The organism is Haloarcula montana, from assembly GCF_035666295.1.
GTDB lineage: Archaea > Halobacteriota > Halobacteria > Halobacteriales > Haloarculaceae > Haloarcula > Haloarcula montana.
In genome coordinates this window covers 134029-157467 of record NZ_CP142027.1, presented here as the reverse complement: position 1 = coordinate 157467, position 23439 = coordinate 134029, and the positions used below count along the sequence as shown (strand labels likewise).

Genomic DNA, 23439 nt, shown 5'->3' with positions numbered 1-23439 from the left:
GCGTCAGTCGGCTCCCGACAGTAGGTCGGGCCGTTGGAGTTCGACGGTGCCTTTCAGTGAGTCGTATGCGACGATTCCCGTCGCCGTCAGCCTCGGAATATGTTCCTCGTACAGTTCCCTCCGGAGCTCCTCGACAGCTCCTTGGTCGACGTTCGCAGGCGGTTGGTCTCGCTCAGCGGCCAACACGGCGGCTGCGAGGTCCGCGACGATCACGGGGCCGTCCCGTTCACGGAGTATTTCGAGCGCCCGCCGGCAGCGATCGTGGGCCAACAGGTCCGCGACGACGTAGTCGGGCAGTTGCGTCGGCCGTTCCGTCCCGTTCGAGCTACGTGTGGCCATGGTCGCCACTACAACGGCCCGGTACAAGTATGTGTCGCGTTCTCACACCACGTGATCGTCAGGCGTGGGAGAGCCGATACGGCCACCAGTCCGCTTCTCGGAGGGCCTCGCCCAGGGTCGTATGGAAGTCCGGGAAGTCCTGGAACTCCTCCTGGTCGACGTATTCGAAGATGTCGGCGACGCTGACGACGGTCTCGTAGTCGATACGGACCGGGTGGTCGCCGTATTGGTCGACGTAGTCCGCGGCCGAGAGGGGGAAATCCTCCTCTTCGTTGATTTTCTTCGCGAGCACCGCGTGTCCGTACTTGCGGCGTCCTTCGCTCCCCTCCTCTCCATCGGGATCGTGCGGCCAGTCCATGTCTGGACCTCAGGCCAGCGGGACAAAAAGAATTGCCTTCAGCGTCACCACCGGTTCGGGTCGGACCGACCGCCGGACCGTCCGCTGCGCCACAGCAGGCCACCGATGAGCAAGAAGACGAGGACACCGGCGCCAACGCCGACGACGAGGACCGTCGGGATGCCGGCGATAGTGTCCGGGAGCGAACTGGGGAGCAGTCCGTCGCCGGCTGGTCCGCCACCGCCACCGCTCCCGCCCCCGCCGGACTGGGCTGTCGCTGTCGGTGTTGCAGTCGCCGTCGCGGTCTGTGTCTCCGTCGGCGCGGTCGGTGTCGGGGTCTGGACCTGGCTGTCGACGATCCGAACGACGCCGACGGCCTGCTCGTTCACCCCCACGTTGTAAGCGCCGGCCGAGTCAGTGACCGCGGAGAGCGTCACCGTCCGGTCCTCGCCGGGCTGGACGGTGACGGTCGTCTCGTTGACTGGTTCGTCGTCCAGCGTCATCGTCGCCTCGTAGTCGCCGGCGACCGCGCCGTCGTTCGCGACAGTGGCCTCGACGATGATCCGCTGGCCCTCGGGGGCGTTTTCCGTGTCGAGCGCCGTTCCGGTGATCGAGAACGCGGGCGACATCCTCCCGAGGGCGAACGTCGAGCCGTTGGGGACGGTCCCCTCGTAGACGAGTACCGCTGTCTGGCGGTCGACGATTCTCGTTTCGATCTGTTGCCACTGACCGTCCTCGTAGCTGTACAGCGAGACGTTCTCCGGGGCGAGTCCGAGCGATTGGAGCCGTGATTGGTTGACCGCCACTCTCGCTGTGGTCGACTGGACAGACGCCGACGACGAGACGGAGACGACCCCGGCGACGGTCGCGTCCGACGAGGGAATCGGGACCGGCGCGTCCGTCGGATCGGTGTATTCGGTGACGGTCTGTTCGAAGCGGGATTCCGATGTCGTCACGTTCCACTGCCGGAGGCTCAGCGATCGGTTCGTGGCTGCCGGTACCGATACGCTGTGTGTCGACCGACGCGGGACCCCGTCGACGCGAACGGACAAGCGACGCTGACTCTCCGTTTGGGATTCGACTGTCGCGAGCGTCCGCGTCACCCGGACGTACCCCGCGAGTTCGTCGTCGGCACGGAGTTCGTACACCCCTGGCTGTTGGAAGCTGACGTTCGTCGAGACCCGTTCCCGTTCGTCCGCTGCGACGACGACCCGTTCTGTCGTGATCGAACTCCCGTTGCGTGTAAACTCGACCGTGTGGCCGCCTTGCGATGTTCCGAGGTTGCCGACGACGGCCGTGACGGTGACGCTCTCCCCGACCAGTACCGACGACTGACCGACACTCGCGTCGGCGACGTACGTGCTCGGCACGGCAGCTGCCGGTGTCGAGGCGACTCCCGCGAGCGCGAGTGCGGCGACACAGACAGCAGCGAGACCGATCGCCGCTGCCGAGGACCGTTGCTGGTGCTCCATCGTCTGTGTCTGACCAACACCAGCGGCATAAAACTGCACAGTTGTTATCTAACTGATAGTTCCGCGGGCGGCATCGCCGCCGGCCGGATCGACGGATGACGACGAGTCGATACTGACGGTTCACGACACAGCGGGGCGAAGCGGTGGGACTGGGATTTGAACCCAGGAACCTTACGGTACCTGCTTTCAAGGCAGGCGCAATAGGCCGCTCTGCCATCCCACCGCGGTCGGCACTTGCGTGTGACTCCTCTAAGGCCTGTCGGTTCACCGAACGAGCGAGAGGTCGTCGCCGTCGACGTCCAGGGTGAGACCGAGGTCCGCCAGACACTCCGTAGTCCGCGGTGGAACGAGTCGTTCGGCCCGCTGGCGGGCGTTGAGCAGCGGGATGACACTCCGGAGGTCACTGGGACGGGCGACGACCGGATCACTCGGGAGGAAATCGACCGCCAGGCCGGCCGCTCTGGCGCGGTTTGTCAGCGTCTCGACCGCCGGTGTCGCGTAGGCGCCCTCGAAATCGATGGTGTCGGAAAAGGCAGCGTAGTAGACCCGTCCCTCCGTCGACGGCCCGAGCACGACCTCGCTGGAGCGGAGCTTCATCGCCGCGCTGTCGATACGCTTCCGGGAGAGCAATGCCCCAGTCGGGTCGACAGCCGCGGCGGTGGTGACGTTCTCCTCTTCGAGGAGGTACGTGACGGTGTTACCGACACGACCGGCAAACGTCTCCCCGACCTGGACCTCGTACCGAGCCTCGTCCGGCGAGGCTAGCGCCGGCTCCAGAACCTCCCGGAGGGACTGTTCCGGGTCCACGTCCGCGGGGACCTGATCGGCTGGCCGGTAGTTCACGAGTAGTTCGCCGCCGCTGTCCTCGACGGCACGACAGATGTCACGTACCATCGCGGTGTAGAGGTCGGCCGCCTCGCCAGCGTCGAGAAGCCCCCCGGAGAACCGTTCGAGCACGGCCCCCTCGACGGGCGGGTCCGCCAGGACTGCAACAGTCGTCATACCCTCTCCTCCGACCGTCCCGGATTTGTCGGTTGCGTTCGTGGCCGGGACCGAGTCGGCGGGACCGTCCTGAGCGGACCGTAGGCGGTCCATACTTTTGTTCGACACCGGTGGAACCCCGGTATGGAACAGACTGGAACCGAGCAGACGTGTGAATGTGGGGAAAACACGGATGCGGCTGGCGGGCGCTTTTCCGCCCAGTCGACGGTTACCTGCCCGGATTGTGGACGGGAGCGACGGCTCTGTGGGGATTGTACTGCCCAGCGGGAGTACCGCCTCGGCTACGCGAAGTACGTCGAGGGGCGCCGCCGGCTGACTGTCGGGCTCGACCGGTACGCCGGCCAGCGATGGACCGACGCCCGGGCGCACATCGAAGCGGCGGCCGACCAGTTCCAGACGGCGGTCGAGCACTTCACGACCGCTGTCGGTCGGGTCCGGCGGGACAGTGTCGCCGAACCGTGTGAACAGGCCCGGAAGAAAGCCACGTGTTTCTGGCAGGCGACGGAGTTACTCAGCGGGGCGACCTTCGCCAGGGAACAGTCATTACACCGACTCGCAGAGCAGTTCCGCCGGGACGGTCGTAAACGGCTCCAGGCCGGCACAGACTACGGGACGCTGGCAGATCCGAGCGCGCTCGGGTGAGCCCGGCTATCTGCCTCGACGGCCCTTCGTCTGGCGGTAGTCGGCGCCCAGGATCTCGCTGAACGCGTCGAGGAAGGCGGTCCGTTGGTCGTCGGATTGCTCGGCCGGCGTCACCATCGGGAGAAGTTCGAAGCCCCGACCGCGGATCGTCGTAGCGTGCCGTTCGGCCACGTCGAGTTCGTCCGCGCTCATCGTCGTGTACTCGAAGGCGAGCGCCTCCAGCGCCCGCTGACCCACCGGGAGCAGTAGCTCCGGGTTGATCATCCGGATCTCGCTGTTGAGATACAGTTCGCAGTTCCGGACCTCCTCGTCGGTGGCCCCACGCTCGGGATGCCGACAGCGGGTGACGTACGTCAGGAAGGCGTTGTCCAGCGTCGGCTCCGCGGCGTCGGGATCGTCGCACATGTCGACCGCCGAGAGGATGTCCAGCAGGCCGCGCTCGTGCTCGCCCGTGAACGGGACGCCGGACTCGTCGGCCGTCGCGCTGGGGGCCTCCCCGAGGACGAGGAACTCCGCGCTCACGTCGCCGTAGCCGTGGACGACGTGCTCGCGGCTCTCACAGAGAGCCTCACAGTTCTGGCAGTCCTCGTCCATCCCGAAGGGGTTGGACGCTTCCTCCTGGTTGGCGTCCATCTCAGTCCTCGTCGACAGTGGTCGCGCGGGTGTCCGCGTCCTCGGGATCGTTCTGCGGGCTGGACGGGTGGTAGTCGGTGTCGTACTCGCCGGATCGGTCGTCGAGCCGGTCGGGGTTGATCCGTCCGCCGAGCAGCATGAAATCCAGGATCGTACAGGACAGCATCGCCTCGACGACGGGGACCGCACGCGGCGGCAGGACGGGGTCGTGCCGGCCGGTGACGGTAATCTCTTTCTCCTCGCGGCTCTCCCAGTCGACGGTCGTCTGGGTCTTGGGGATCGAGACCGGCGGATGCCAGGTCACCTCGCCGTAGATCGGCTGGCCAGTGGTGATACCGCCCTGGATGCCGCCGTGGTCGTTACCCTCGGGGACGGGGTGGCCGTCGTCGTCGAACTCCCAGTCCTCGTTGTACTCGCTGCCTCTGGTCGTGCGGGCCTCGCGGCCGATCCCGTACTCGAAGTCGTTGACCGCGGGGATGGAGTACATCGCCTGGGCGAGCCGGGAGGGGAAGCTGTCGAACCGCGGCGCACCGAGACCGGACGGAACACCGCGACACTCGAAGTAGATGGCCCCGCCGATGGAGTCGCCCTCGTTCTGGTGTTTGTCGGCCAACTCCCGCATCTCCTCGGCCGCCTCGGGGTCCGCACAGCGGACCTCGTTCTCCTCGCTGTGTTCGAGCATGTCCTCGAAGGTGATGGGGCCGGCCTCGACGTCGCCGATCTGGCAGACGTGGGCCTTGATCTGTACGTCGTAGTCGGACTGTTCGAGGACCTGCTTCGCGATGCCGCCGGCGGCGACCCAGTTGACCGTCTCGCGGGCCGACGAGCGGCCGCCCCCACCCCAGTTTCGCGTCCCGAACTTCGCCGAGTAGGTGTAGTCGCCGTGGGAGGGCCGCGGTGCCGTGATGAACGGCTCGTACTTGCCCGAGCGGGCGTCCTTGTTCTGGATGACCATGCCGACGGGCGTCCCAGTGGTGTAGCCGTCCTGAATGCCGGAGTTGATCGAGACCTTGTCCGGTTCCCCCCGGGAGGTCGTGATCATCGACTGCCCGGGTTTCCGCCGGTCTAAGTCCGTCTGGATGTCCTCCTCGGAGAGTTCGACCCCCGCGGGGACACCGGAGACGACACACCCCATCGCCTCCCCGTGTGATTCGCCGTAGGTCGTCATGCGGAAGAGACGACCGAACTCGTTGCCGTTCATTACGAACGTCTGGGGGACGGGGGCATTTGAACCTTGTAGATGTAACCGACGGCTACGCCGTGAGCGCCCGCTGTTGAGTCCGAGATAGCGGGCGATAACAGTACACCCTGCGTGAGACAGTAGGATCGCGGCTCCGTACCGCTCACTCGCTGCGGACGAGGTTCGCTCCCAGCTTCTCCAGAACGTCGAAGAAGTTCGGGAACGAGACGTCGACGTGTTCGGCACCGGTCACCGTCGTCTCGCCGTCGGCGACGAGGCCAGCGACCGCCAGGGACATGATGATCCGGTGGTCGGCCCGCCCGTCGACGGTCGCACCCTGCAGGTCGGTATCCTCGCCGTAGACGAGCAGTTCGTCCTCGCGCTCCTCGACCTCGGCACCCATCTTCGTGAGCGCTTCGGCCATTGCGCTCACACGGTCGGTCTCCTTGTAGCGGACGTGTTCGGCGTCGGTGATCCGGGTGACGCCGTCGGCGGCTGCGCCTAGCGTCGCGATGGTTGGCAGGAGATCCGGCGTATCCTCGACGCCGACCTCGATCCCCGAGAGATCGCTCCGGTGGACGGTGATCTCGCCGGCGTCCTCGTCCCAGTCGAGGTCGGCCCCCATCCGTTCGAGGATGTCGACGATGGCGGTATCGCCCTGGGCGCTCGGGACGGCCGAGGTGACGATGATCTCGTCGTCGGCCGCCAGCGCACCCATCGCCAGGAGGTAGCTGATCGAGGAGAAGTCGCCGGGGACGTGGTATTCGCCGCCCTCGGGAGCGTACCTCTGGCCACCCGCGACGCTGTAGCCCTCGGCCGTCTTCTCGGCGTCGACGCCGTAGGCGTCCAGCACTTCCAGCGTGATGTCGACGTACGGCGAGGACTTCAGGCCGGTCGTCAGTTCGATGTCGATGCCCTCGTCGGTGACCGCACCGGCCATCAACAGCGCGGTGATGTACTGCGAGGAGACGTCGCCGGGGATCGCGACGTGGCCGCCGTCGATCCCGTCGCCGACGACCAACGGCGCCTGCTCGTTCCGTCGGGTGCTCTCGGCGCGGCCGCCCAGTTGTTCGATGGCGTCGAGCAACGCGCCCTGGGGGCGGGAGCGGAGGGAGTCGTCGCCGGTCAGAACCGTCAGATCGTCCCCGAGGGCGGCCGTCGCGGTGACTAGGCGAGTCGTCGTCCCGCTGTTGGCGCAGTCGATGACGTCGTCGGGGGTCTCCGGGCGGCCGTCGAAGCCCTCGACGGTCAGGGTTCGCTCGTTCGCGGAGAGGTCGGTACTGCCGCCGTAGGCCGTGACAGCCCGCATCGTCGCCCGCGTGTCGGCACTGACCAGCGGGTCGGTGACCACGGCGCCGTCGGCGTAGCCGGCGGCCAGGATCGCGCGGTGCGTGTAGCTCTTCGACGGCGGGGCCTGTGCGGTCCCGTCGACCGTCGATTCGCCGATAGTAACGTCCATGCTGGGGGCGTTGCGGCCGGGCGACAAGAGGTTACCGTTCCCGGGGATTGTCCCCCAGAAGACACTTCACCCAGCCTCGGTAATCGTCGAGTGTGCGCCGCCGCGACCTCCTCGCGGCGGGTGCGACTGCCCTCTCGACCGCCGTCGCCGGCTGTTCGAGCGACACGACGTACACCGGGTCGTTCGAACAGCCCACAGACCGTTGGCCCGCCGCCGGCTACGGCCCCGCCGGCACCAGTCACGCACCCGCCGGCCCCGACGCCCCGACCGAACAGTGGACGCTCGACCGCGAAGCGATGGACCCGCCGCTGTATGGCTACCTCGGAGAGCCTGCTGTCGGCGACGCGGTCTACGTCGCCGGGATGGCCAGGGGCTACTTCGACGCCGACAGACTCGACAGCGTCCTGGCCGCCCTCTCACCCGAGACCGGGGACCCGCTGTGGACCCACACCGTCACCGAAGGGATCACTGGCGCGCCCGCGATAGTCGGTTCGACGGTCGTCGTCGGCACTTCCGACGGCCGCCTGCTCGCGGTCGAGGACGGCGAAGTCGCCTGGACGGCCCAACTCGACGGGGCCGGGCTGACCCCCGCTGTCTTCGGGGACAGGTTCTACGTCCCCGACGGGAGCGGTGCGCTTCACTGTATCGACCGGTCGGGATCGGCACGCTGGACCGCCTCCCGGCGCAACCCGCTCGACGGACTGCTTGGCGACGACGACCCGATTCGTGGGGCGGTTCCGGCCGTCGACAGCGAACGCATCTACACCGCGTTCAGCACCGGTGACCGAGACACATCGGTCGTCGCTGCCTTCGACCACTCCGGCCTGCGGGAGTGGCGTCTCGAACTCCAGTCCGAAAGGGGATACGGCGTGGGGCCTCGGGGACTCGCTCTCGCGGACGGAACGCTGTACCTCTCCCACGGCGGGACCGTCACCGCGGTCGACGCCGCCGGGGAACTCGACTGGGAGTTCGTCACGGGCTATGACAGCGCCGGACCGCCGGCGACCGACGGCGACCGCGTCTACGTCGCCGCGAAGAACCTCTACGCGCTGGATACCGCCGACGGGACGGAGCGCTGGCGCGTGGTCAACGAGTCGGTTCCACAGCGCACCACCGATATCAACGGCGTCCCGTTCCTGGCACGCCCCGCGATCGCCGACGGGACAGTTTACTTCCGGGCGGCGGGGTTCGACCCGGAGGACGGGTCGCGTCGCTGGGGGAGCGACGCCGATAGCTGGGCCGACTCGGGGGAGTACTTCACCGACCCGTACGACCGCGTCCCGATGGCGAACCTCGCCGTCACGGCGGACGGCCTCTACCTGACACACGCGGTTCGGGGGGTGCAGAAGTTCGCATGACCGACCGGACTCGCCGGGAGGTGCTCGGCTCGATCGGTGCTGCCGGTATCGCGGGTGGTGCCGGCTGTTCCGCCATCGGATCGGAATCCACCGACAGCTCCGATCCGGTCGGGTCGTGCCCCGAGTACGACCCCTCGGTCTCGCCGACGGCGGGGTGGACGACACGGTTGGGCGGTCGGCAGGGGACCGCCACGGTCCCGGCGGGAGCGATGCCCGGGCCGGAGCCGTACCACGACTGGACCTTCGAGTTCGAGACCGCGATCGGCCACCACACGCCGATCGTCGTCGACGGGACTGTCTACGTCAGCGACCTGGATACGACCATGTGGGCGCTCGACGCGTTCTCGGGAGACCTGCGCTGGGAGACGAGGGTTCCCGAGTTCCCGGGTGCGCCGGCGGTCGCCGACGGAACGCTTGTCTACTTCGCGGATCAGGACGTCAGAGCCCTCGACGCGGCGACCGGGGAGACGCTGTGGACGGCATTGGAGACCGGGGGCCGGCTCCTCGACGCTCGCCCGGTCATCGCCGACGGGACGGCCTACGTTCAGGTCGGTGTCGCGACCCACGCGCTCGACCTGGCGACCGGCGAGACGGAGTGGCGACACGCGACCGGACTGGAGTCGGACGTGACGCCAGCGGTCGCCGACGGCACCGTCTTCGTCGGCGGGAACGATACCTACGTCCGGGCGCTCTCGGCGGCCGACGGGAGCCAGCGGTGGCGATACAAGGCCGACGACCGGATCGACGCCAACGTCAGCGTCGGCGGCGGTCGGGTTTTCGCAGGCTCCCGGGACGGCGTCGTTCTCGCGCTGGACGCCGCCGACGGGAGCCGACAGTGGCGCTATCGGCTTCCGACGGAGGACGGCGATCGGCTGGTGCCGGAGACGGTGACCACCGACGGCGGCCGGGTGTACGTCACGGCTGGGGAGTCCCTCCATACTCTCGCAGCCGCGGACGGGACGGTCTGTTGGTCGAGACCCGACCTCAACGGCGGTTACAACGCCGGCGTCGCCGTCGGTGACGGCCGGCTGTACACCGCCACTGACGACCGCGAAGGCCGGTTCGTGACACTCGATCCCGCGACGGGTAACCGGCTCGCGACGTGGGGGATGGAGGAGGCGTACTTCGAGAGCGGTCCGGCGGTGGTCGACGGGGCCGTATACACGACCGGCCACACCGGAATCGGGCGATTCAGCTAGCGGTAGCTCTTTGCCGCCGACGCTCCGAGACGTGGGTATGGACCCCGATCTCTCGCGACTGGACGACTATCTCGACGAGACCGGTGTGGACGGCTACCTGGTCGACGCCGACTCGGAGCTGTCCGACCAGTATTATCTCTCGGGTTTCGACGCGCCGGACCCGTTCGTGACGCTGTACGACGGCGAGACACACCTGCTGTTCCCGCGGAGCCTGGAGTTCGGTCGAGCGAAACGGGAGTCCCGTGCCGAGACCGTCGAGCGGTACGTCGACTTCGACCACCAGCGGCTGGTCGAGGAACACGGCCCCGACGAGGCTGTCTCGCACGTCCTCGCGGCGTTTCTCGACAGCTACGACGTGGAGTCGGTGGCCGTCCCGTCGCGGTTCCCGCTCCGGACGGCCGACGGGCTCCGGGACCGGGGGAAGACCGTCACCGCCGACACGGACAGTGTGGTCACCGAAATCCGAGCGACGAAGACAGAGACGGAACTCGATCACGTCCGGACGGCCCAGCGGGCCAACGAGGCGGCGATGGCCGCCGCGGAGGACCTCGTCGCCGGCGCGGACATCGAGGACGGGACGCTGGTCCGGGACGGCGAGGCGCTGACCAGCGAGGCGGTCAAAGAGGAGATCGAGGTGACGCTGTTGCGCCACGGCTGTGCGCTGGACGAGACGATCGTCGCCTGCGGGGCCGACGCGGCAGACCCCCACGACCGCGGGAGCGGCCCGCTGTCGGCTCACGAACCGATCATCGTCGACATCTTCCCGCAGGACAAATCCACGAAGTACCACGCGGATATGACACGGACGTTCCTGCGTGGCGAGCCGAGCGACGAGATCCGCGAGTGGTACGACCTGACCGAGCGGGCGAAGGCCGCTGCCTTCGACGCACTCGAACCCGGTGCCACGGGCGCGGATGTCCACGACGCCGTCTGTGACGTTTACGAGGAGGCCGGCGAACCGACGCTGCGAAGCGACGAGCGGACGGAGACGGGGTTCATCCACAGCACCGGCCACGGCGTCGGGCTGGACGTCCACGAACTCCCGCGACTCTCGCCGAACGGCGGGGAGTTGCGTCCGGGGCACGTCGTCACCATCGAACCGGGGCTGTACGACCCCGAGATCGGCGGCGTCCGCATCGAGGACATCGCCGTGGTCACCGAGGACGGCTACGAGAACTTCACGGAGTACGAGCAGACGCTGGTCGTCTGAATAGTTATCACGGGGTGTGTGAACCCCTCACAGAATACATCATGAACTTTTATTATATATGGGCCGAAAGTGGGTGGTACCCGATGCTTGTACCCAAAGTACGCTCGCTGCCGACACGCCCCGAACCGGCCACCGACTACACGATGCGACCCACACGACCCCCAGGATGACGACACGAATCACGACACCCACCGACGACGAATCGTACCCGACCACGACCCACCTCGGCGACACCGACCGGAGCGACCGGGCGCCGATGATGTTCTCGCCGACCAGTACCGCCGCCATGGGCCAGTTCGACACCGAAGCCGACGAGCCACAGTAACAGAACGCATTTGGCTGGGGCGGTCGTCTCCCCACCATGGCCGACTACACGACCGTCTCGATCCCGAAAGACCTCGCTGACCGCGTCGACGAGACAATCGAAGGGACAAGTTTCTCCAGTACCTCTGATCTCGTCCGGTTTCTGTTGCGCAGCATCGTCGTCCAGCACCAGCGCCAGGGCGAACTCACTGAAGCGGAGTTCCAGGACATCGCCGACGAACTGCGGGACCTGGGCTACCTGGAGTAGCTACGCCGGATACCGCTCGGGCGGTTCGATGTCGAGGACCTCAACCGTCTGTTCGCGGCCCGAACGGTCGTACGCGCCGAAGGAGTCCGCCGTCCACGGTGGAATCCCAACGAAGACGACCTCGTGGAGATCGTCGGTCACGTCGACGCCCATCCGTCCGCTCGGATGGGAGACGAACCGACCCTGTGTCTGTCCGGCCGGCGTCCCCAGGTCCATCCCGAAGACCGCATTGACGGAACTGCCCGCGGAGGGCAGATAGAAGTCCGTAAACACCGGTGTCTCCGGCGGGAGATCGTTGTCGGGAAGCTCCCCAGCCGTCGTGATCGCCAGCGAGATCGTCACGGAGTCGGGTTCCGCGTCGCTCGCCATCTGTAACAGCGTCTCGACCAGACCGCGAGTGACGTACACCACAGTCGACGTTCGGGTGGCACGGCTAAAACCCCGTCGCCGACCCTACCCGAAGAGCAGCGATTTGACCGTCTTGGCGTAGAGGCTCGGCGTCCGACTGCGGGAGCCGCGGACAGCGTAGGCCAGCGCCTCCGTGGCGTCTTCCATGATACCGTGGCCGTGCCCGACCAGAAGCCGGTCCGGGTCGAGGCGTGTGAGCTTCTTGGGCGGGAGCAGCCGCAACATCGGATGGACGCCCAACCGCTCACTGTCGGCCAGGAAAAAGGACGCGGTCCCGACGGACTCGGGGACGACGAGCGTGTCGTCCTCGTCGCCGTAGAGAGCCGCTTCCTGCCAGAACGGGTTGTTCCGTAGCTCGTGGACGCCGTAGTCGGTCCCGGGAAGTTGCCGGTGGATGCGCTCGACGGGGGCGTCAAGGTCGCTCTCGACGCCGGACATCCACTCCGGGACGTAGACGGGAACGTCGTGGCGGTTCGCGACGGTGTCGGTGTCGCGTTTGTGCCGGTCCAGCAGGAGGACCGTCCCAGCCACCTCCCCGTACTCGGCGAACAGGTCGTCGATCCCGTCCGCGTCGATCGGGTCGACGACGAACACGCCGGCCTCGGTCGCTAAGACGTGGCTGGCCCGCACCATCTCCTCGTGTGGGTACGCGAACCAGCTCGCCCCGCGATCCCAGCGGTTCGTCACTTCCCAGCTCGTCGCCGTGCCCGAACCTTTCATCGGCATACTGTCTCTGAGGCTTTGAGGCTCTTAAGCCCGTTCACCCCAATGGCACCGCACCGCCTCAGAGCCGGTCGGAGTCGATCTCGACGCCGGGGGGCGTGACCACCAGGAACCCACGGAAGTGCATCAGTTCCCCGCCGGCTTCCTTGACCGGTCGGGCGAACCCGGCTGCCAGTTGGTTCAGGTCCCCGTCGACGTTCAGAACGAGGACAGCGCCGTCCTCGACGGTCTCGATCCACTCGGCGTCGGGCGTCGTCCCGTCGAGGACGCCAAGCACTACGCGGTCGCTGTTGGTGCCGTCCCCGCCCTCGTCCATCTGGTCCTCGACGGCTTGTAGGTCGAGCCCCTCGAAATCGCTCATGGGGGAGGGTTGACGGGCGGAGAGAAAAATCCTCCCCACGCCGAGGCAGTTTTCATCGTGGGCGGTAAACACCCGAGTATGCTCTCGACGCCGGCGTGGCTCACGCTAGAGGCGAAGGACCCGGACCGGCTGACGGCCTTCTACGAGGCGTTCCTGGAACTCGATGTCGTCTCCGAGTCCGAGCAGGAGGCGGTACTCTCGGCCGGCGAGACGGCCCTCCGGTTGCGCGCGCCCGGCGAGGTCCCTCGGGGTGGGCTCCACACCCACTACGCGCTGATGGTGGCCGAGGGGGAGTACGACGACTGGTACGAGGCCCTTGAGCAGCGGTTCGACCTCGTCGAACACACCTTCGGCGACCAGCGGTCGCTGTACTTCTACGACCCCGAGGGGAACTGCGTCGAGTTGGGCGAGCGCCCCGACGCGCCCGGGGGCGTCTCGGACCTCTTCGAACTCGTCCTCGAAGTCGAGGAGTTAGCTGGGGCCGTCGAGTTCTACGCCGACCTCGGCTTCGAGGTCGTCGACGACGGCCGTGCGGAGGGTCGTGTCCGGCTCTCGACGGGCGCGTTCGACCTGGAACTGTGGGAGCCCCGGCTGGGGATCGCCGACGCGCGCGGCGGCGTCCACGTCGACTTCGGCGTCGTCGCGGAGGCCCCCGACTCGGTCGCCCGTGAGGTAGCCGACCGTGCGCGTTCGGTGACAGAAGTCGACGAGGGCGTCCGCATCCGTGATCCGGACGGCCACTACCTGACGCTGGTCGGTGAGTAGGCCCGTCGCCGACAGCTCCGGGACCGATGAACAACTATAAGTACCGGAAGCGACCAGATACGGGTGATTATGTCCAACATTGAGGGCACGTCGGAATCTCCGGCGGATCGAGTTCTTCCAGGGCACACTGGATTCCACGTCTGAGATTACAGACGCACGGATTTTCGACACCACACTGCGTGACGGTGAGCAGTCGCCACGCACGTCGTTCAACTACGAGGACAAACGCGAGATCGCGGCGATCCTCGACGAGATGGGGACTCACGTCATCGAGGCAGGGTTCCCCGTCAACTCCGACGCGGAGTTCGAGGCCGTCCGCGACATCGCGGAAGCTACCCACGTGACGACGTGTGGGTTGGCGCGTGTGGTCGAGAAAGACATCGAGGCGGCCTTAGACTCCGGTGTGGATATGGTCCACACCTTCGTCTCGACGTCGGACGTACAGTTGCAGGATTCCATGCACGCGACCCGGCAGGAGGCGCTCGACACGGCCGTCGACTGTGTCGAGATGATCAAAGACGCCGGTGTCGAGTGCATGTTCTCGCCGATGGACGCCACTCGGACCGACGGGGAGTTCCTCCTGGAGGTCATCGAGGCGACCTCGGCGGCAGGCGCAGACTGGATCAACATCCCCGACACCTGTGGGGTCGCGACGCCGCGGCGGTTCTACGACCTCATCGAGGAGGTCGACGCCCACACCGACGCTCGCATCGACGTGCACACGCACGACGACTTCGGGCTGGCGTCGGCAAACGCCATCTCCGGGTTCGAGGCGGGCGCGAGCCAGGCCCAGGTGTCGGTCAACGGCATCGGTGAACGGGCGGGCAACGCGGCCTACGAGGAGGTCGTGATGGCCTTGGAGTCGCTGTACGATGTCGACACCGGCATCGACACCACCCGGATCACCGAACTGTCCCGGATCGTCGAGGAGAAGTCCGACATCCCGGTGCCGGCGAACAAGCCGGTCGTCGGCCGCAACGCCTTCTCCCACGAGAGCGGCATCCACGCCGCGGGCGTCATCGAGAACTCCGACACCTTCGAGCCCGGCGTCATGACCCCAGAGATGGTCGGCGCCGAGCGCGAACTGGTGCTCGGAAAACACACGGGCGCTCACTCCGTGCGGGAACGGCTGATCGACGCCGGCTACGACCCGACCGACGCCGAAGTCCGCGAGGTAACCCGCCGCGTCAAGGAGTTCGGCGCGGAGGAACAGGTCACCATGACCGAACTGGAGCGATTCGCCAAGGAGGTCGGCGTCGAAGAGGAGTCCGAGGAGGTCCGGGCGTAGGCCCATGTCCTCGTCGGTCGCAGTCCAACGCCAGCAGCCGCGGGTGAAGCCCCGTCGCTCGCCGTCCCGGGCCGTTCGTCAGCACCTCTCACAGAACGTTTATTATCCGGGGCGGAGTGATATCGTACGTAATGATAGCGCGTGCTGGCCGTCGAGTCCGCTCGACTCCCAGCGCCGCGTCCGTTCTTCTCGGCGAGGGTATTGTAGGGGCGCTATAGCCCCCACTACATCCCACACCGACGCCGATTGTATCGAGGTTCGATCCGACATCAGCGACACCACAATGCAGACTCCATTCACACCCACGACCGACCGACCCACAGGAGGGCACTCATCATGAGCGAACGCGCATCAGTTCCGAAAGAGGACGAACAGACAGAGACCGAGGCCGACGAGGAACAGGCACCGGTCACGACCGGTGCACAGTCGGTCGTCCGGGCACTCGAAAACGCCGGTGCGGAGTACATCTTCGGCGTCCAGGGCGGGGCGATCATGCCCGTCTACGACGCGCTGTACGACTCCGATATCACCCACGTGACGATGGCCCACGAGCAGGGCGCCTCCCACGCCGCCGACGCCTACGGCATCGTTTCGGGCGAACCGGGCGTCTGCTTCGCCACGTCCGGCCCGGGCGCGACCAACCTCGTGACCGGCATCGCCGACGCCAACATGGACTCGGACCCGATGATCGCGTTGACCGGCCAGGTCCCCACGGAGTTCGTCGGGAACGACGCCTTCCAGGAGACCGACACCGTCGGCATCACCCAGCCGGTCACCAAGGAGAGCTACTTCGCGAGCCACTCCGACACCGTCGGCGACGACGTGAGCGAGGCGTTCGCACTCGCGGACGCCGGCCGCCAGGGGCCGACCCTGGTCGACCTCCCGAAAGACATCACCCAGGGTGAGACCGACGTAGAGCCGAAAGCGCCGGAAACGCCCGATACCTACGAAGTGCCCGAAGAGGCCGACGACGAGGCTGTCCAGGAAGCCGCCGAAGCGCTCTCCGACGCCGAGCGGCCGGTCATCCTGGCCGGCGGCGGCGTCATCAAGGCCAACGCCTCCAACGCCCTGCGTGAGTTCGCTACGGAGTACGAGATTCCGGTCATCACGACGATGCCCGGCATCGGGAGCTTCCCCGAGGACCACGAACTCTCCCTGGAGTGGGCCGGGATGCACGGCACCGGCTACGCCAACCTGGCGATCACGAACACGGACTGCATGCTGGCGATCGGGACCCGCTTCGACGACCGGCTGACCGGCGGCGTCGACTCGTTTGCACCGGACGCCGACATCATCCACGTCGACATCGATCCGGCGGAGATCAGCAAGAACATCTACGCCGACCACCCGCTGATCGGCGACGCGCGGCAGGTCCTGCGACAGTTGTTCGACGCCATGCCGCGGGCGCCCGACGCCGACGAGTGGCGCGAGCAGTGCCAGACGTGGAAAGCCGAGTACCCGATGAGCTACGATACGCCCGACGACGAGCCGCTGAAACCGCAGTACGTCGTCGAGCACTTCTCGGACGTGACCGACGACGACACCATCGTCTGTACGGGTGTCGGGCAACACCAGATGTGGGCCTCCCAGTTCTGGGAGTACACCGAACCCCGAACCTGGGTCTCCTCACACGGCCTGGGGACGATGGGCTACGGCGTGCCCGCCGCGATCGGCGCGAAACTCGCTGCCCCCGATCAGGAGGTCGTCTGTTTCGACGGCGACGGTTCGTTCCTGATGACTGTCCAGGGGCTCTCGGTCGCGGTCCGTGAGCAACTGGACATCACCTACGTCGTCCTCAACAACGAGGCCGTCGGGATGGTCCGCCAGTGGCAGGACGGCTTCTACGAGGGTCGTCGGATGGCCTCCGAGTACCCGTGGATTCCGCAGTTCGACAAGCTGGCCGAGGCCTTCGGTGCCGCCGGCTTCCGCCTGGAGGACTACGAGAACGTCGAAGAGACGATCGCGGCCGCACGCGACTACGACGGGCCGTCGGTCATCGACGCCCACATCGACCCCGGGGAGAACGTCTTCCCGATGGTGCCAAGCGGCGGCGACAACGGACTGTTCGCACTGAACGAAGACCACCTGGACGAGATCTAACGATGACTGGAGGAATGCCTGGCCCTGCGCCACACGACCGGATGCGCCCCGAGGGACGACGCAACTCCCAGGGGATTCGCGTCGACCCGGAAGCCGAAGCGACTCACGAACCACGACAGGCCGTGCTCTCGGCCCTCGTCAAACACCGGCCCGGTGTACTCGCCGAGGTCTCGGGGCTGTTCAGCCGACGGCAGTTCAACATCGAAAGCCTCACTGTCGGTCCGACGAGTGACGACAGTATAGCCCGGATGACGATCCTCATCGAGGAACCGCGGCCGGGTATCGAACAGGCGAAGAAACAACTGCAGAAGCTCGTGCCCGTCGTCTCGGTGATGGAACTGGAACCCGAGGCGCTCCGGCGGGAACTCGCGCTCATCAAGGTGGGTGGCGAGAAACCCGACGACGTCAACGCCGTCGCGGAGATGTACGACGGCCAGGCGGTCGACGCCTCGACCGACTCGGTGACCGTCGAGATCACGGGCAGCAAACAGAAGATCGACGCCGCCGTCGAGGCGTTCGAGCAGTTCGACGTACAGGAGATCGTTCGCACCGGGGCCGCCGCCTTAGAGCGTGGTCCCAAGACACTGGAGAAACATGACTGACATATCCGCACCCGTCTACTACGACGACGACGCCGACGTATCGACAATCGAAACCGAAACTGTCGCGGTACTGGGCTATGGCTCACAGGGCCACGCCCACGCGCTGAACCTCAACGACTCCGGGATCGACGTGATCGTCGGTCTGCGCGAGGACTCCGATTCGTGGGCCGAGGCCGAGGACGCCGGCCTGCGCGTCGAAACTCCCGACGTGGCCGCCGCCGCGGCCGACCGTGTCGTGATGCTGGTCCCCGACACGATCCAGCCGGCGGTCTACGAAGCGATCAAGGACGGCCTGGAGGCTGGCGACACCCTCCAGTTCGCCCACGGGTTCAACATCCACTACGGACAGATCGAGCCCGACGAGGATGTCGACGTGACGATGGTCGCGCCGAAGTCCCCCGGCCATCTGGTCCGGCGGACCTACGAGCGCGGCGAGGGAACGCCCGGCCTGATGGCGGTCTATCAGGACGCGACCGGCAACGCCGAAGCCGAGGCCTTGGCCTACGCGAAGGCGCTTGGCTGTACCCGGGCTGGCGTCATCGGGACGACCTTCCAGGAGGAAGTCGAGACCGACCTCTTCGGCGAGCAGGCCGTCCTCTGTGGCGGCGTCACCGAGATGGTCAAGGCCGGCTTCGAGACGCTGGTCGACGCCGGCTACGCGCCGGAGATGGCCTACTTCGAGTGTCTGAACGAACTCAAACTCATCGTCGATCTGATGTACGAGGGCGGCAACATGGAGATGTGGAACTCCGTCTCCGACACCGCCGAGTACGGCGGACTCACCCGCGGTGAGGAAGTCATCAACCGCGAAGGGATGGAAGAGATCCTCGAAGACGTCCAGAACGGCGAGTTCGCCCGGGAGTGGATCAACGAGAACCAGGCCAACCGGCCGTCCTACAAGCAGTACCGCGCCGCAGAGCAGAGCCACCAGGTCGAGCAGGTCGGGGGCGAACTGCGGAAACTGTTCGCCTGGGACGACGAGGAAGAATCCGAAGAAGTACCCGCAGATGACTAACCACGTACGTAGCTCCGCCACAACGGAGACCACAGCATGAGCAACGGCACGCTGTACGACAAGGTGTGGGACCGACACAAGGTAACGACCCTGCCCAACGGGCAGGACCAGCTGTTCGTCGGCCTCCACCTCATCCACGAGGTCACGAGTCCGCAGGCGTTCGGGATGCTCCAGGAACGCGGCCTCGAAGTCGCACGCCCCGACCTGACCCACGCCACAGTCGACCACATCGTCCCGACGGCGAACCAGGACCGGCCCTACGCCGACGACGCCGCCGAACGGATGATGGCCGAACTGGAGGAGAACGTCCGGGACGCCGGTATCGAGTTCTCGGACCCGACGACCGGTAATCAGGGAATCGTCCACGTCATCGGGCCAGAGCAAGGGATTACCCAGCCCGGCAAGACGATCGTCTGTGGGGACAGCCACACCTCGACCCACGGTGCCTTCGGCGCGCTCGCGTTCGGGATCGGGACCAGCCAGATCCGGGACGTGCTGGCGACCCAGACCATCGCGATGGAGAAACAGAAGGTCCGGAAGATCGAGGTCAACGGCGAACTCGGCGAGGGCGTCGAGGCCAAGGACATCATCCTCGAGATCATCCGCCGGCTCGGGACCGAAGGCGGCGTCGGCTACGTCTACGAGTACGCCGGCGAGGCTATCGAGGACCTCGGGATGGAAGGCCGGATGTCGATCTGTAACATGTCCATCGAGGGCGGCGCTCGCGCGGGCTACGTCAACCCCGACGAGACCACCTACGAGTGGCTCGAAGAGACCGACTACTTCCAGGAGAACCCCGAGAAGTTCGAGGAACTCAAACCGTACTGGGAGTCTATCCGCTCCGACGAGGACGCCGAGTACGACGATGTCGTCGAGATCGACGCGGGCGAACTGGACCCCGTCGTCACCTGGGGGACCACGCCCGGCCAGGGCATCGGCATCGACGATCCGATTCCCGAGCCCGAATCGCTGGCCGACGACAAAGTCGACACCGCCCGCCGCGCTCAGAAGCACATGCGCGTCGAACCGGGCGAGACCATGAACGGCTACGACATCGACGTGGCGTTCCTGGGTTCCTGTACCAACGCCCGGCTGCCCGACCTGCGCCGCGCGGCCCGAATCGTGAAGGGTCGTGAGGTCGACGACGACGTACGCGCGTTCGTCGTCCCCGGAAGTCAGCGGGTCCAACAGGCCGCCAAGGAGGAAGGGCTCAAGGACATCTTCGAGGCGGCCGGTTTCGAGTGGCGCAACGCCGGCTGTTCGATGTGTCTCGGCATGAACGAGGACCAGCTGGAGGGCGACGAGGCCTGTGCAAGCTCCTCGAACCGGAACTTCGTCGGCCGCCAGGGGAGCAAGGACGGCCGGACAGTGCTGATGAACCCCCGGATGGTCGCCGCCGCGGCGATCACCGGCGAGGTCTCTGACGTGCGCGACCTGAAGGAGGTGAACCTGGCATGAGCGACGCTACCGAAGAGATCCCCGAGGTCGATTACGTCGAGGGGAGCGGCATCCCGATCCGCGGGAACGACATCGACACCGACCAGATCATCCCCGCGCGGTTCATGAAGGTCGTCACCTTCGACGGCCTGGGCGAGTTCGCCTTCTTCGATCTGCGCTTCGACGACGAGGACAACCAGAAGGATCACCCGATGAACGAGGAGCGGTTTCAGGACGCCAACGTCATGGTCGTCAACAACAACTTCGGCTGTGGCTCCTCGCGCGAACACGCCCCGCAGGCGCTGATGCGCTGGGGCATCGACGCGATCATCGGCGAAGGGTTCGCCGAGATCTTCGCCGGGAACTGTCTCGCACTCGGTATCCCGACGGTCACCGCGGACCACGAGACGATCAACGCGCTCCAGCAGTGGGTCGACGACAACCCCGACAAGGAGATCGAGGTCGACGTGGCCGCCGAGACCGTCAGGTACGGCGGCAACGAGATCTCCGTCAGCGTGGACAACGCCCAGCGGCAGGCGCTGGTCGAGGGGATCTGGGACACCACGGCGCTGATGAAGGCAAACCGGAACGCCATCGAGGAGACGGCAGCGAACCTGCCGTATCTCGATCAGACCCGGTCCGACGTCGAGGCTGACGACTGAATCGGGCCGTTTTTTCGGGTAGCACAGGTCGTGATGCCAAGATCCATCTACCGTCGGGTCGCCTCTCCGACATGGAGCGGATACGCGAGATCCACATCGCCCCGCTGGGTCACGAACGCGACCGCATCGTCGAGCCCATCCGGGAACACAACGCCGACACCGTCTACCTGCTCAACCAGAGCGAGCGCAGGCAGCGGTTCACGCCGTACCAGCAGGCGCTCGTCGAGGACCTCGAAGCCGACGGCATCACTATTGCTATCCACGAGACCGACCTCCACGATCTCTACGACGTGTTAGCCGTCGTGACGACACTCACGGCCGATCACGCCGACGATATCGTCCGGGTCAACGTCTCCAGCGGCCCGAAACTGGCGGCGATCGGGAGCGCGATCGCCTGCATGGCGACGGCGGCGACGGCCTACTACGTCCACCCGGAGCGCCACGTTCCGGCGGTCGCCGAAGAGCCACTCACACGGGGAATGCAGAACGCGGAAGTGTTGCCGTCCTATCCGATCGAGGCCATCTCCCGCGATCAGGTCGCGGTACTGGACTACCTCGACCGAACGAACTCCGAGAGCTACACCGCCAAAAAGAAAGACCTCATCGAGTTCGCCGAGGAAGCCGGTCTGGCGTTCATCGACGACGCCGACCCGGCCAACGACAAGGCGAAGTTCGCGCTGTTGAACGCGAACATCGTCGATCCGCTGATCGAGGACGGCTATATCGCCGTCCGCGAGGTCGGGCGCACGAAACAGATCACGCTCACCAAGACCGGACGCAACGTCCTTCACGCGTTCCGTCACAAGCTCTGATCGGGCCACGATCTGTCGCTTCGGTCGATCGTCAACGGGGGTCAGATATTCCGTCGATGAAGAACGTTCTAATAGTATAGACTGTTCTGATACTATCTGTTGTATCGATAGTATCTGGATAGAATGTACATACCGATCCCGCAAATCAATGGATGCGCACGGGTCGGCGACGAACCGTCGTCGGGTGTCCACCCTCTTCGGCCCTCCAACGCGGGCACCCCGGCGGCGTCGCCACCCCGCGCCCGCTCTCACTGCGTGCGGTGGGAGTGTGCCTCTGACACGCACGACGGGCCTTCGCCCGAGGCCCGTTCGGTCCACTGACGGTCCCCCTGACGCCACGACGGGTACAGTCGACCGCGGCGTTTTTCTCGATTCACCGTGAACTGCCGACAGTGACACAGCACGGTCCCCTGGTTCCGCTACTCGGCCTGCTACTCGGGGCGACTGTCGGATCGCTCGTCCTCTGGGTCGCACTCGACGCTCGGACCAGAGACGAGAACCCGCTTCTGTGGGGGCTCCTATCCCTCCCGCTGTACCCGGTATTCCCACTGGCGTTCTATCTACTGCGCCGCCGGAGTGCCCGCGTCCGCCTGCCCGACGGTCGGTACTACCTCGCCCGAGCGGCAGCCGTCGGGACCGTCCTCTCTCTGGCAGTCGCGGCCATCGCAGCACCGCCGGACCCGTTCACCCTGGTTACGTACTGGCTCGTCGCCTCGCCGGTCGTCGTCGCAGGGCTGTACGTCTTCGATCGACACCGCCGGCAGTCACAGACAGCGGGCGCGCTGTAAGGAGACCTACCCACGAACCACGACCGCGGACCGCGGAAAACCGAACCACTTTCACTCTCCGCTCGTCTCTGCTGGAACATGACACACGAGATCGCCGTCATCCCCGGCGACGGGATCGGCCAGGAGGTCACGCCCGCCGCCGTCGAGGTACTGGAGGCAATCGAGACAGTCGACTTCGAGTTCGTCGAAGGCGACGCCGGTGACGCCGTCAAAGCCGAGACGGGGACGGCACTTCCCGAGGCGACCGCGGCGCTCGCTGCCGACGCCGATGCGACGCTGTTCGGTGCGGCCGGCGAGACGGCCGCGGACGTGATCCTCCCGCTGCGGCAGGTCGTCGGGTCGTTCGCCAACGTCCGCCCGGCGGTCGCGTACCCGGCACTCGACGCTGTCCAGCCCGACACCGACCTCGTGTTCATCCGGGAGAACACCGAAGGTGTCTACAAGGGCATCGAGAGCGAGATCACCGACGGTGTGACCACCTGTACCCGCGTCATCACCGAAGAGGCGTCCGAGAAGATCGCCGAGTTCGGCTTCGACTACGCCCGGCAGAACGGCTTCGACGACGTGACGATCGCCCACAAGGCAAACGTCATGCAGAAGACCGACGGCCTGTTTCTGGAGACGGCCGAGCGGGTCGGGGAAGATCTCGACGCGGAGTACGATACGGCCCTGATGGACGCGCTGGCGATGCATCTGGTGATGCATCCCGAGGACTACGGTGTGGTCATCTGTCCGAACCTCGCGGGTGACATGCTCTCGGACCTGGCGGCGGGACTGGTCGGCGGGCTCGGTCTGCTCCCGTCGGCGAACGTCGGCGAGGAGAACGCGCTGTTCGAACCGGTCCACGGCTCCGCACCGGACATCGCGGGCGAAGGGATCGCCAACCCCTCGGCGATGGTCCTCTCGGCGGCGATGCTGCTGGATCACCTCGGATACGACGAAGAAGGGGATCGGGTCCGAGAGGCTGTCGAGACGGTGTTGGACGAGGGTCCCCGGACGCCGGACCTCGGTGGCGACGGCAGTACCGAGGAAGTCACCGCTGCGATCCTGGATGCGCTGTAACCGAGCAAAAACAG

26 protein-coding genes and 1 tRNA gene are annotated in these 23439 nt (G+C 66.4%); 16 read left to right on the top strand and 11 right to left on the bottom strand.

Annotation, left to right across the window (positions count from 1 at the left end):
- Nucleotides 1–3: 3 nt before the first annotated feature.
- From VJ109_RS00750 to VJ109_RS00730, 5 genes are all read right to left on the bottom strand, one after another.
- On the bottom strand, nt 4–339 hold the full coding sequence (locus tag VJ109_RS00750) for a DUF7344 domain-containing protein (protein WP_324758308.1): 336 nt from the start codon (nt 337–339) through the stop codon (nt 4–6).
- Nucleotides 340–397: 58 nt separating this feature from the next.
- Complete coding sequence (locus tag VJ109_RS00745; RefSeq protein ID WP_324758307.1) at nt 398–697, bottom strand: DUF5785 family protein; 300 nt, start codon at nt 695–697, stop codon at nt 398–400.
- Nucleotides 698–741: 44 nt separating this feature from the next.
- Nucleotides 742–2148, bottom strand: a complete 1407-nt coding sequence (locus VJ109_RS00740; protein ID WP_324758305.1) for a PGF-pre-PGF domain-containing protein — start codon at nt 2146–2148, stop codon at nt 742–744.
- Between the two features lie 141 nt (nt 2149–2289).
- Nucleotides 2290–2371, bottom strand: a tRNA-Ser gene (locus tag VJ109_RS00735).
- Nucleotides 2372–2412: 41 nt separating this feature from the next.
- Nucleotides 2413–3150, bottom strand: a complete 738-nt coding sequence (locus VJ109_RS00730) for a hypothetical protein (RefSeq protein WP_324758304.1) — start codon at nt 3148–3150, stop codon at nt 2413–2415.
- 123 nt (nt 3151–3273) lie between these two features.
- On the opposite strand from VJ109_RS00730, the gene VJ109_RS00725 reads away from it, so the two are divergent.
- Nucleotides 3274–3792, top strand: coding sequence for a hypothetical protein (locus tag VJ109_RS00725; RefSeq protein ID WP_324758303.1), 519 nt, complete (start codon nt 3274–3276; stop codon nt 3790–3792).
- A 6-nt stretch (nt 3793–3798) separates the two neighbouring features.
- On the opposite strand, the gene VJ109_RS00720 is transcribed toward VJ109_RS00725, so the two are convergent.
- From VJ109_RS00720 to aroA, 3 genes are all read right to left on the bottom strand, one after another.
- Nucleotides 3799–4425, bottom strand: coding sequence for a uracil-DNA glycosylase (locus VJ109_RS00720; protein WP_324758301.1), 627 nt, complete (start codon nt 4423–4425; stop codon nt 3799–3801).
- Nucleotide 4426: 1 nt separating this feature from the next.
- Nucleotides 4427–5626 carry a chorismate synthase gene (gene aroC, locus VJ109_RS00715; RefSeq protein ID WP_324758300.1) on the bottom strand — a complete coding sequence of 400 codons (1200 nt, stop codon included), beginning with the start codon at nt 5624–5626 and terminating at the stop codon, nt 4427–4429.
- A 142-nt stretch (nt 5627–5768) separates the two neighbouring features.
- Complete coding sequence (gene aroA, locus VJ109_RS00710) at nt 5769–7064, bottom strand: 3-phosphoshikimate 1-carboxyvinyltransferase (protein ID WP_324758298.1); 1296 nt, start codon at nt 7062–7064, stop codon at nt 5769–5771.
- A 92-nt stretch (nt 7065–7156) separates the two neighbouring features.
- On the opposite strand from aroA, the gene VJ109_RS00705 reads away from it, so the two are divergent.
- The 5 genes from VJ109_RS00705 to VJ109_RS00685 all read left to right on the top strand — a co-directional run bounded on the left by VJ109_RS00705 (nt 7157) and on the right by VJ109_RS00685 (nt 11402).
- Nucleotides 7157–8422, top strand: a complete 1266-nt coding sequence (locus VJ109_RS00705) for a PQQ-binding-like beta-propeller repeat protein (RefSeq protein ID WP_324758296.1) — start codon at nt 7157–7159, stop codon at nt 8420–8422.
- The gene (locus VJ109_RS00700; RefSeq protein ID WP_324758294.1) at nt 8419–9621 is read left to right on the top strand and encodes an outer membrane protein assembly factor BamB family protein; all 1203 of its coding nucleotides are present in this window, start codon (nt 8419–8421) and stop codon (nt 9619–9621) included. Before VJ109_RS00705 ends, VJ109_RS00700 begins: the two co-directional genes overlap by 4 nt.
- Before the next feature lie 37 nt (nt 9622–9658).
- Entirely contained in the window at nt 9659–10831 is a 1173-nt protein-coding gene (locus tag VJ109_RS00695) for a M24 family metallopeptidase (protein ID WP_324758293.1), read from the top strand.
- A 166-nt stretch (nt 10832–10997) separates the two neighbouring features.
- Complete coding sequence (locus VJ109_RS00690) at nt 10998–11156, top strand: hypothetical protein (RefSeq protein WP_324758292.1); 159 nt, start codon at nt 10998–11000, stop codon at nt 11154–11156.
- Nucleotides 11157–11192: 36 nt separating this feature from the next.
- On the top strand, nt 11193–11402 hold the full coding sequence (locus VJ109_RS00685; protein WP_276221101.1) for a ribbon-helix-helix domain-containing protein: 210 nt from the start codon (nt 11193–11195) through the stop codon (nt 11400–11402).
- Here the strand turns inward: VJ109_RS00685 and VJ109_RS00680 are convergent, their stop codons facing one another.
- Genes VJ109_RS00680 through VJ109_RS00670 form a run of 3 tightly spaced genes read right to left on the bottom strand, consistent with a single transcriptional unit; the run spans nt 11403 to nt 12894 of the window.
- Nucleotides 11403–11813 (bottom strand): JAB/MPN domain protein-containing protein, encoded by a 411-nt coding sequence (locus VJ109_RS00680; RefSeq protein ID WP_324758289.1) that lies wholly within the window; start codon nt 11811–11813, stop codon nt 11403–11405.
- 42 nt (nt 11814–11855) lie between these two features.
- A complete protein-coding gene (locus tag VJ109_RS00675; RefSeq protein WP_324758288.1) occupies nt 11856–12536 on the bottom strand; it encodes a hypothetical protein in 681 nt (226 codons plus the stop codon).
- Nucleotides 12537–12594: 58 nt separating this feature from the next.
- A complete protein-coding gene (locus tag VJ109_RS00670; RefSeq protein WP_276221106.1) occupies nt 12595–12894 on the bottom strand; it encodes a DUF5779 family protein in 300 nt (99 codons plus the stop codon).
- Nucleotides 12895–12972: 78 nt separating this feature from the next.
- Between VJ109_RS00670 and VJ109_RS00665 the strand changes: the two genes are divergently transcribed.
- The 10 genes from VJ109_RS00665 (at nt 12973) to VJ109_RS00620 (ending at nt 23425) form a co-directional block, all read left to right on the top strand.
- Nucleotides 12973–13659, top strand: a complete 687-nt coding sequence (locus VJ109_RS00665) for a VOC family protein (RefSeq protein WP_324758286.1) — start codon at nt 12973–12975, stop codon at nt 13657–13659.
- Between the two features lie 79 nt (nt 13660–13738).
- Nucleotides 13739–14947: a LeuA family protein gene (locus VJ109_RS00660; protein ID WP_324758284.1), complete on the top strand. Its 1209-nt coding sequence runs from the start codon at nt 13739–13741 to the stop codon at nt 14945–14947.
- 336 nt (nt 14948–15283) lie between these two features.
- On the top strand, nt 15284–17047 hold the full coding sequence (ilvB, locus tag VJ109_RS00655; RefSeq protein ID WP_324758282.1) for a biosynthetic-type acetolactate synthase large subunit: 1764 nt from the start codon (nt 15284–15286) through the stop codon (nt 17045–17047).
- Nucleotides 17048–17061: 14 nt separating this feature from the next.
- Nucleotides 17062–17649 carry an acetolactate synthase small subunit gene (gene ilvN, locus VJ109_RS00650; protein WP_276221111.1) on the top strand — a complete coding sequence of 196 codons (588 nt, stop codon included), beginning with the start codon at nt 17062–17064 and terminating at the stop codon, nt 17647–17649.
- The gene (gene ilvC, locus VJ109_RS00645) at nt 17642–18664 is read left to right on the top strand and encodes a ketol-acid reductoisomerase (RefSeq protein ID WP_324758280.1); all 1023 of its coding nucleotides are present in this window, start codon (nt 17642–17644) and stop codon (nt 18662–18664) included. The genes ilvN and ilvC overlap by 8 nt, the downstream gene beginning before the upstream one ends.
- Before the next feature lie 36 nt (nt 18665–18700).
- Nucleotides 18701–20122 (top strand): 3-isopropylmalate dehydratase large subunit, encoded by a 1422-nt coding sequence (gene leuC, locus VJ109_RS00640; RefSeq protein WP_324758278.1) that lies wholly within the window; start codon nt 18701–18703, stop codon nt 20120–20122.
- Nucleotides 20119–20763: a 3-isopropylmalate dehydratase small subunit gene (gene leuD, locus VJ109_RS00635; RefSeq protein ID WP_324758276.1), complete on the top strand. Its 645-nt coding sequence runs from the start codon at nt 20119–20121 to the stop codon at nt 20761–20763. The genes leuC and leuD overlap by 4 nt, the downstream gene beginning before the upstream one ends.
- Nucleotides 20764–20834: 71 nt before the next feature.
- On the top strand, nt 20835–21575 hold the full coding sequence (locus VJ109_RS00630; RefSeq protein ID WP_324758274.1) for an HFX_2341 family transcriptional regulator domain-containing protein: 741 nt from the start codon (nt 20835–20837) through the stop codon (nt 21573–21575).
- 392 nt (nt 21576–21967) lie between these two features.
- The gene (locus VJ109_RS00625) at nt 21968–22363 is read left to right on the top strand and encodes a hypothetical protein (RefSeq protein WP_324758272.1); all 396 of its coding nucleotides are present in this window, start codon (nt 21968–21970) and stop codon (nt 22361–22363) included.
- A 78-nt stretch (nt 22364–22441) separates the two neighbouring features.
- On the top strand, nt 22442–23425 hold the full coding sequence (locus tag VJ109_RS00620) for an isocitrate/isopropylmalate dehydrogenase family protein (protein WP_324758270.1): 984 nt from the start codon (nt 22442–22444) through the stop codon (nt 23423–23425).
- Nucleotides 23426–23439: the final 14 nt, after the last annotated feature.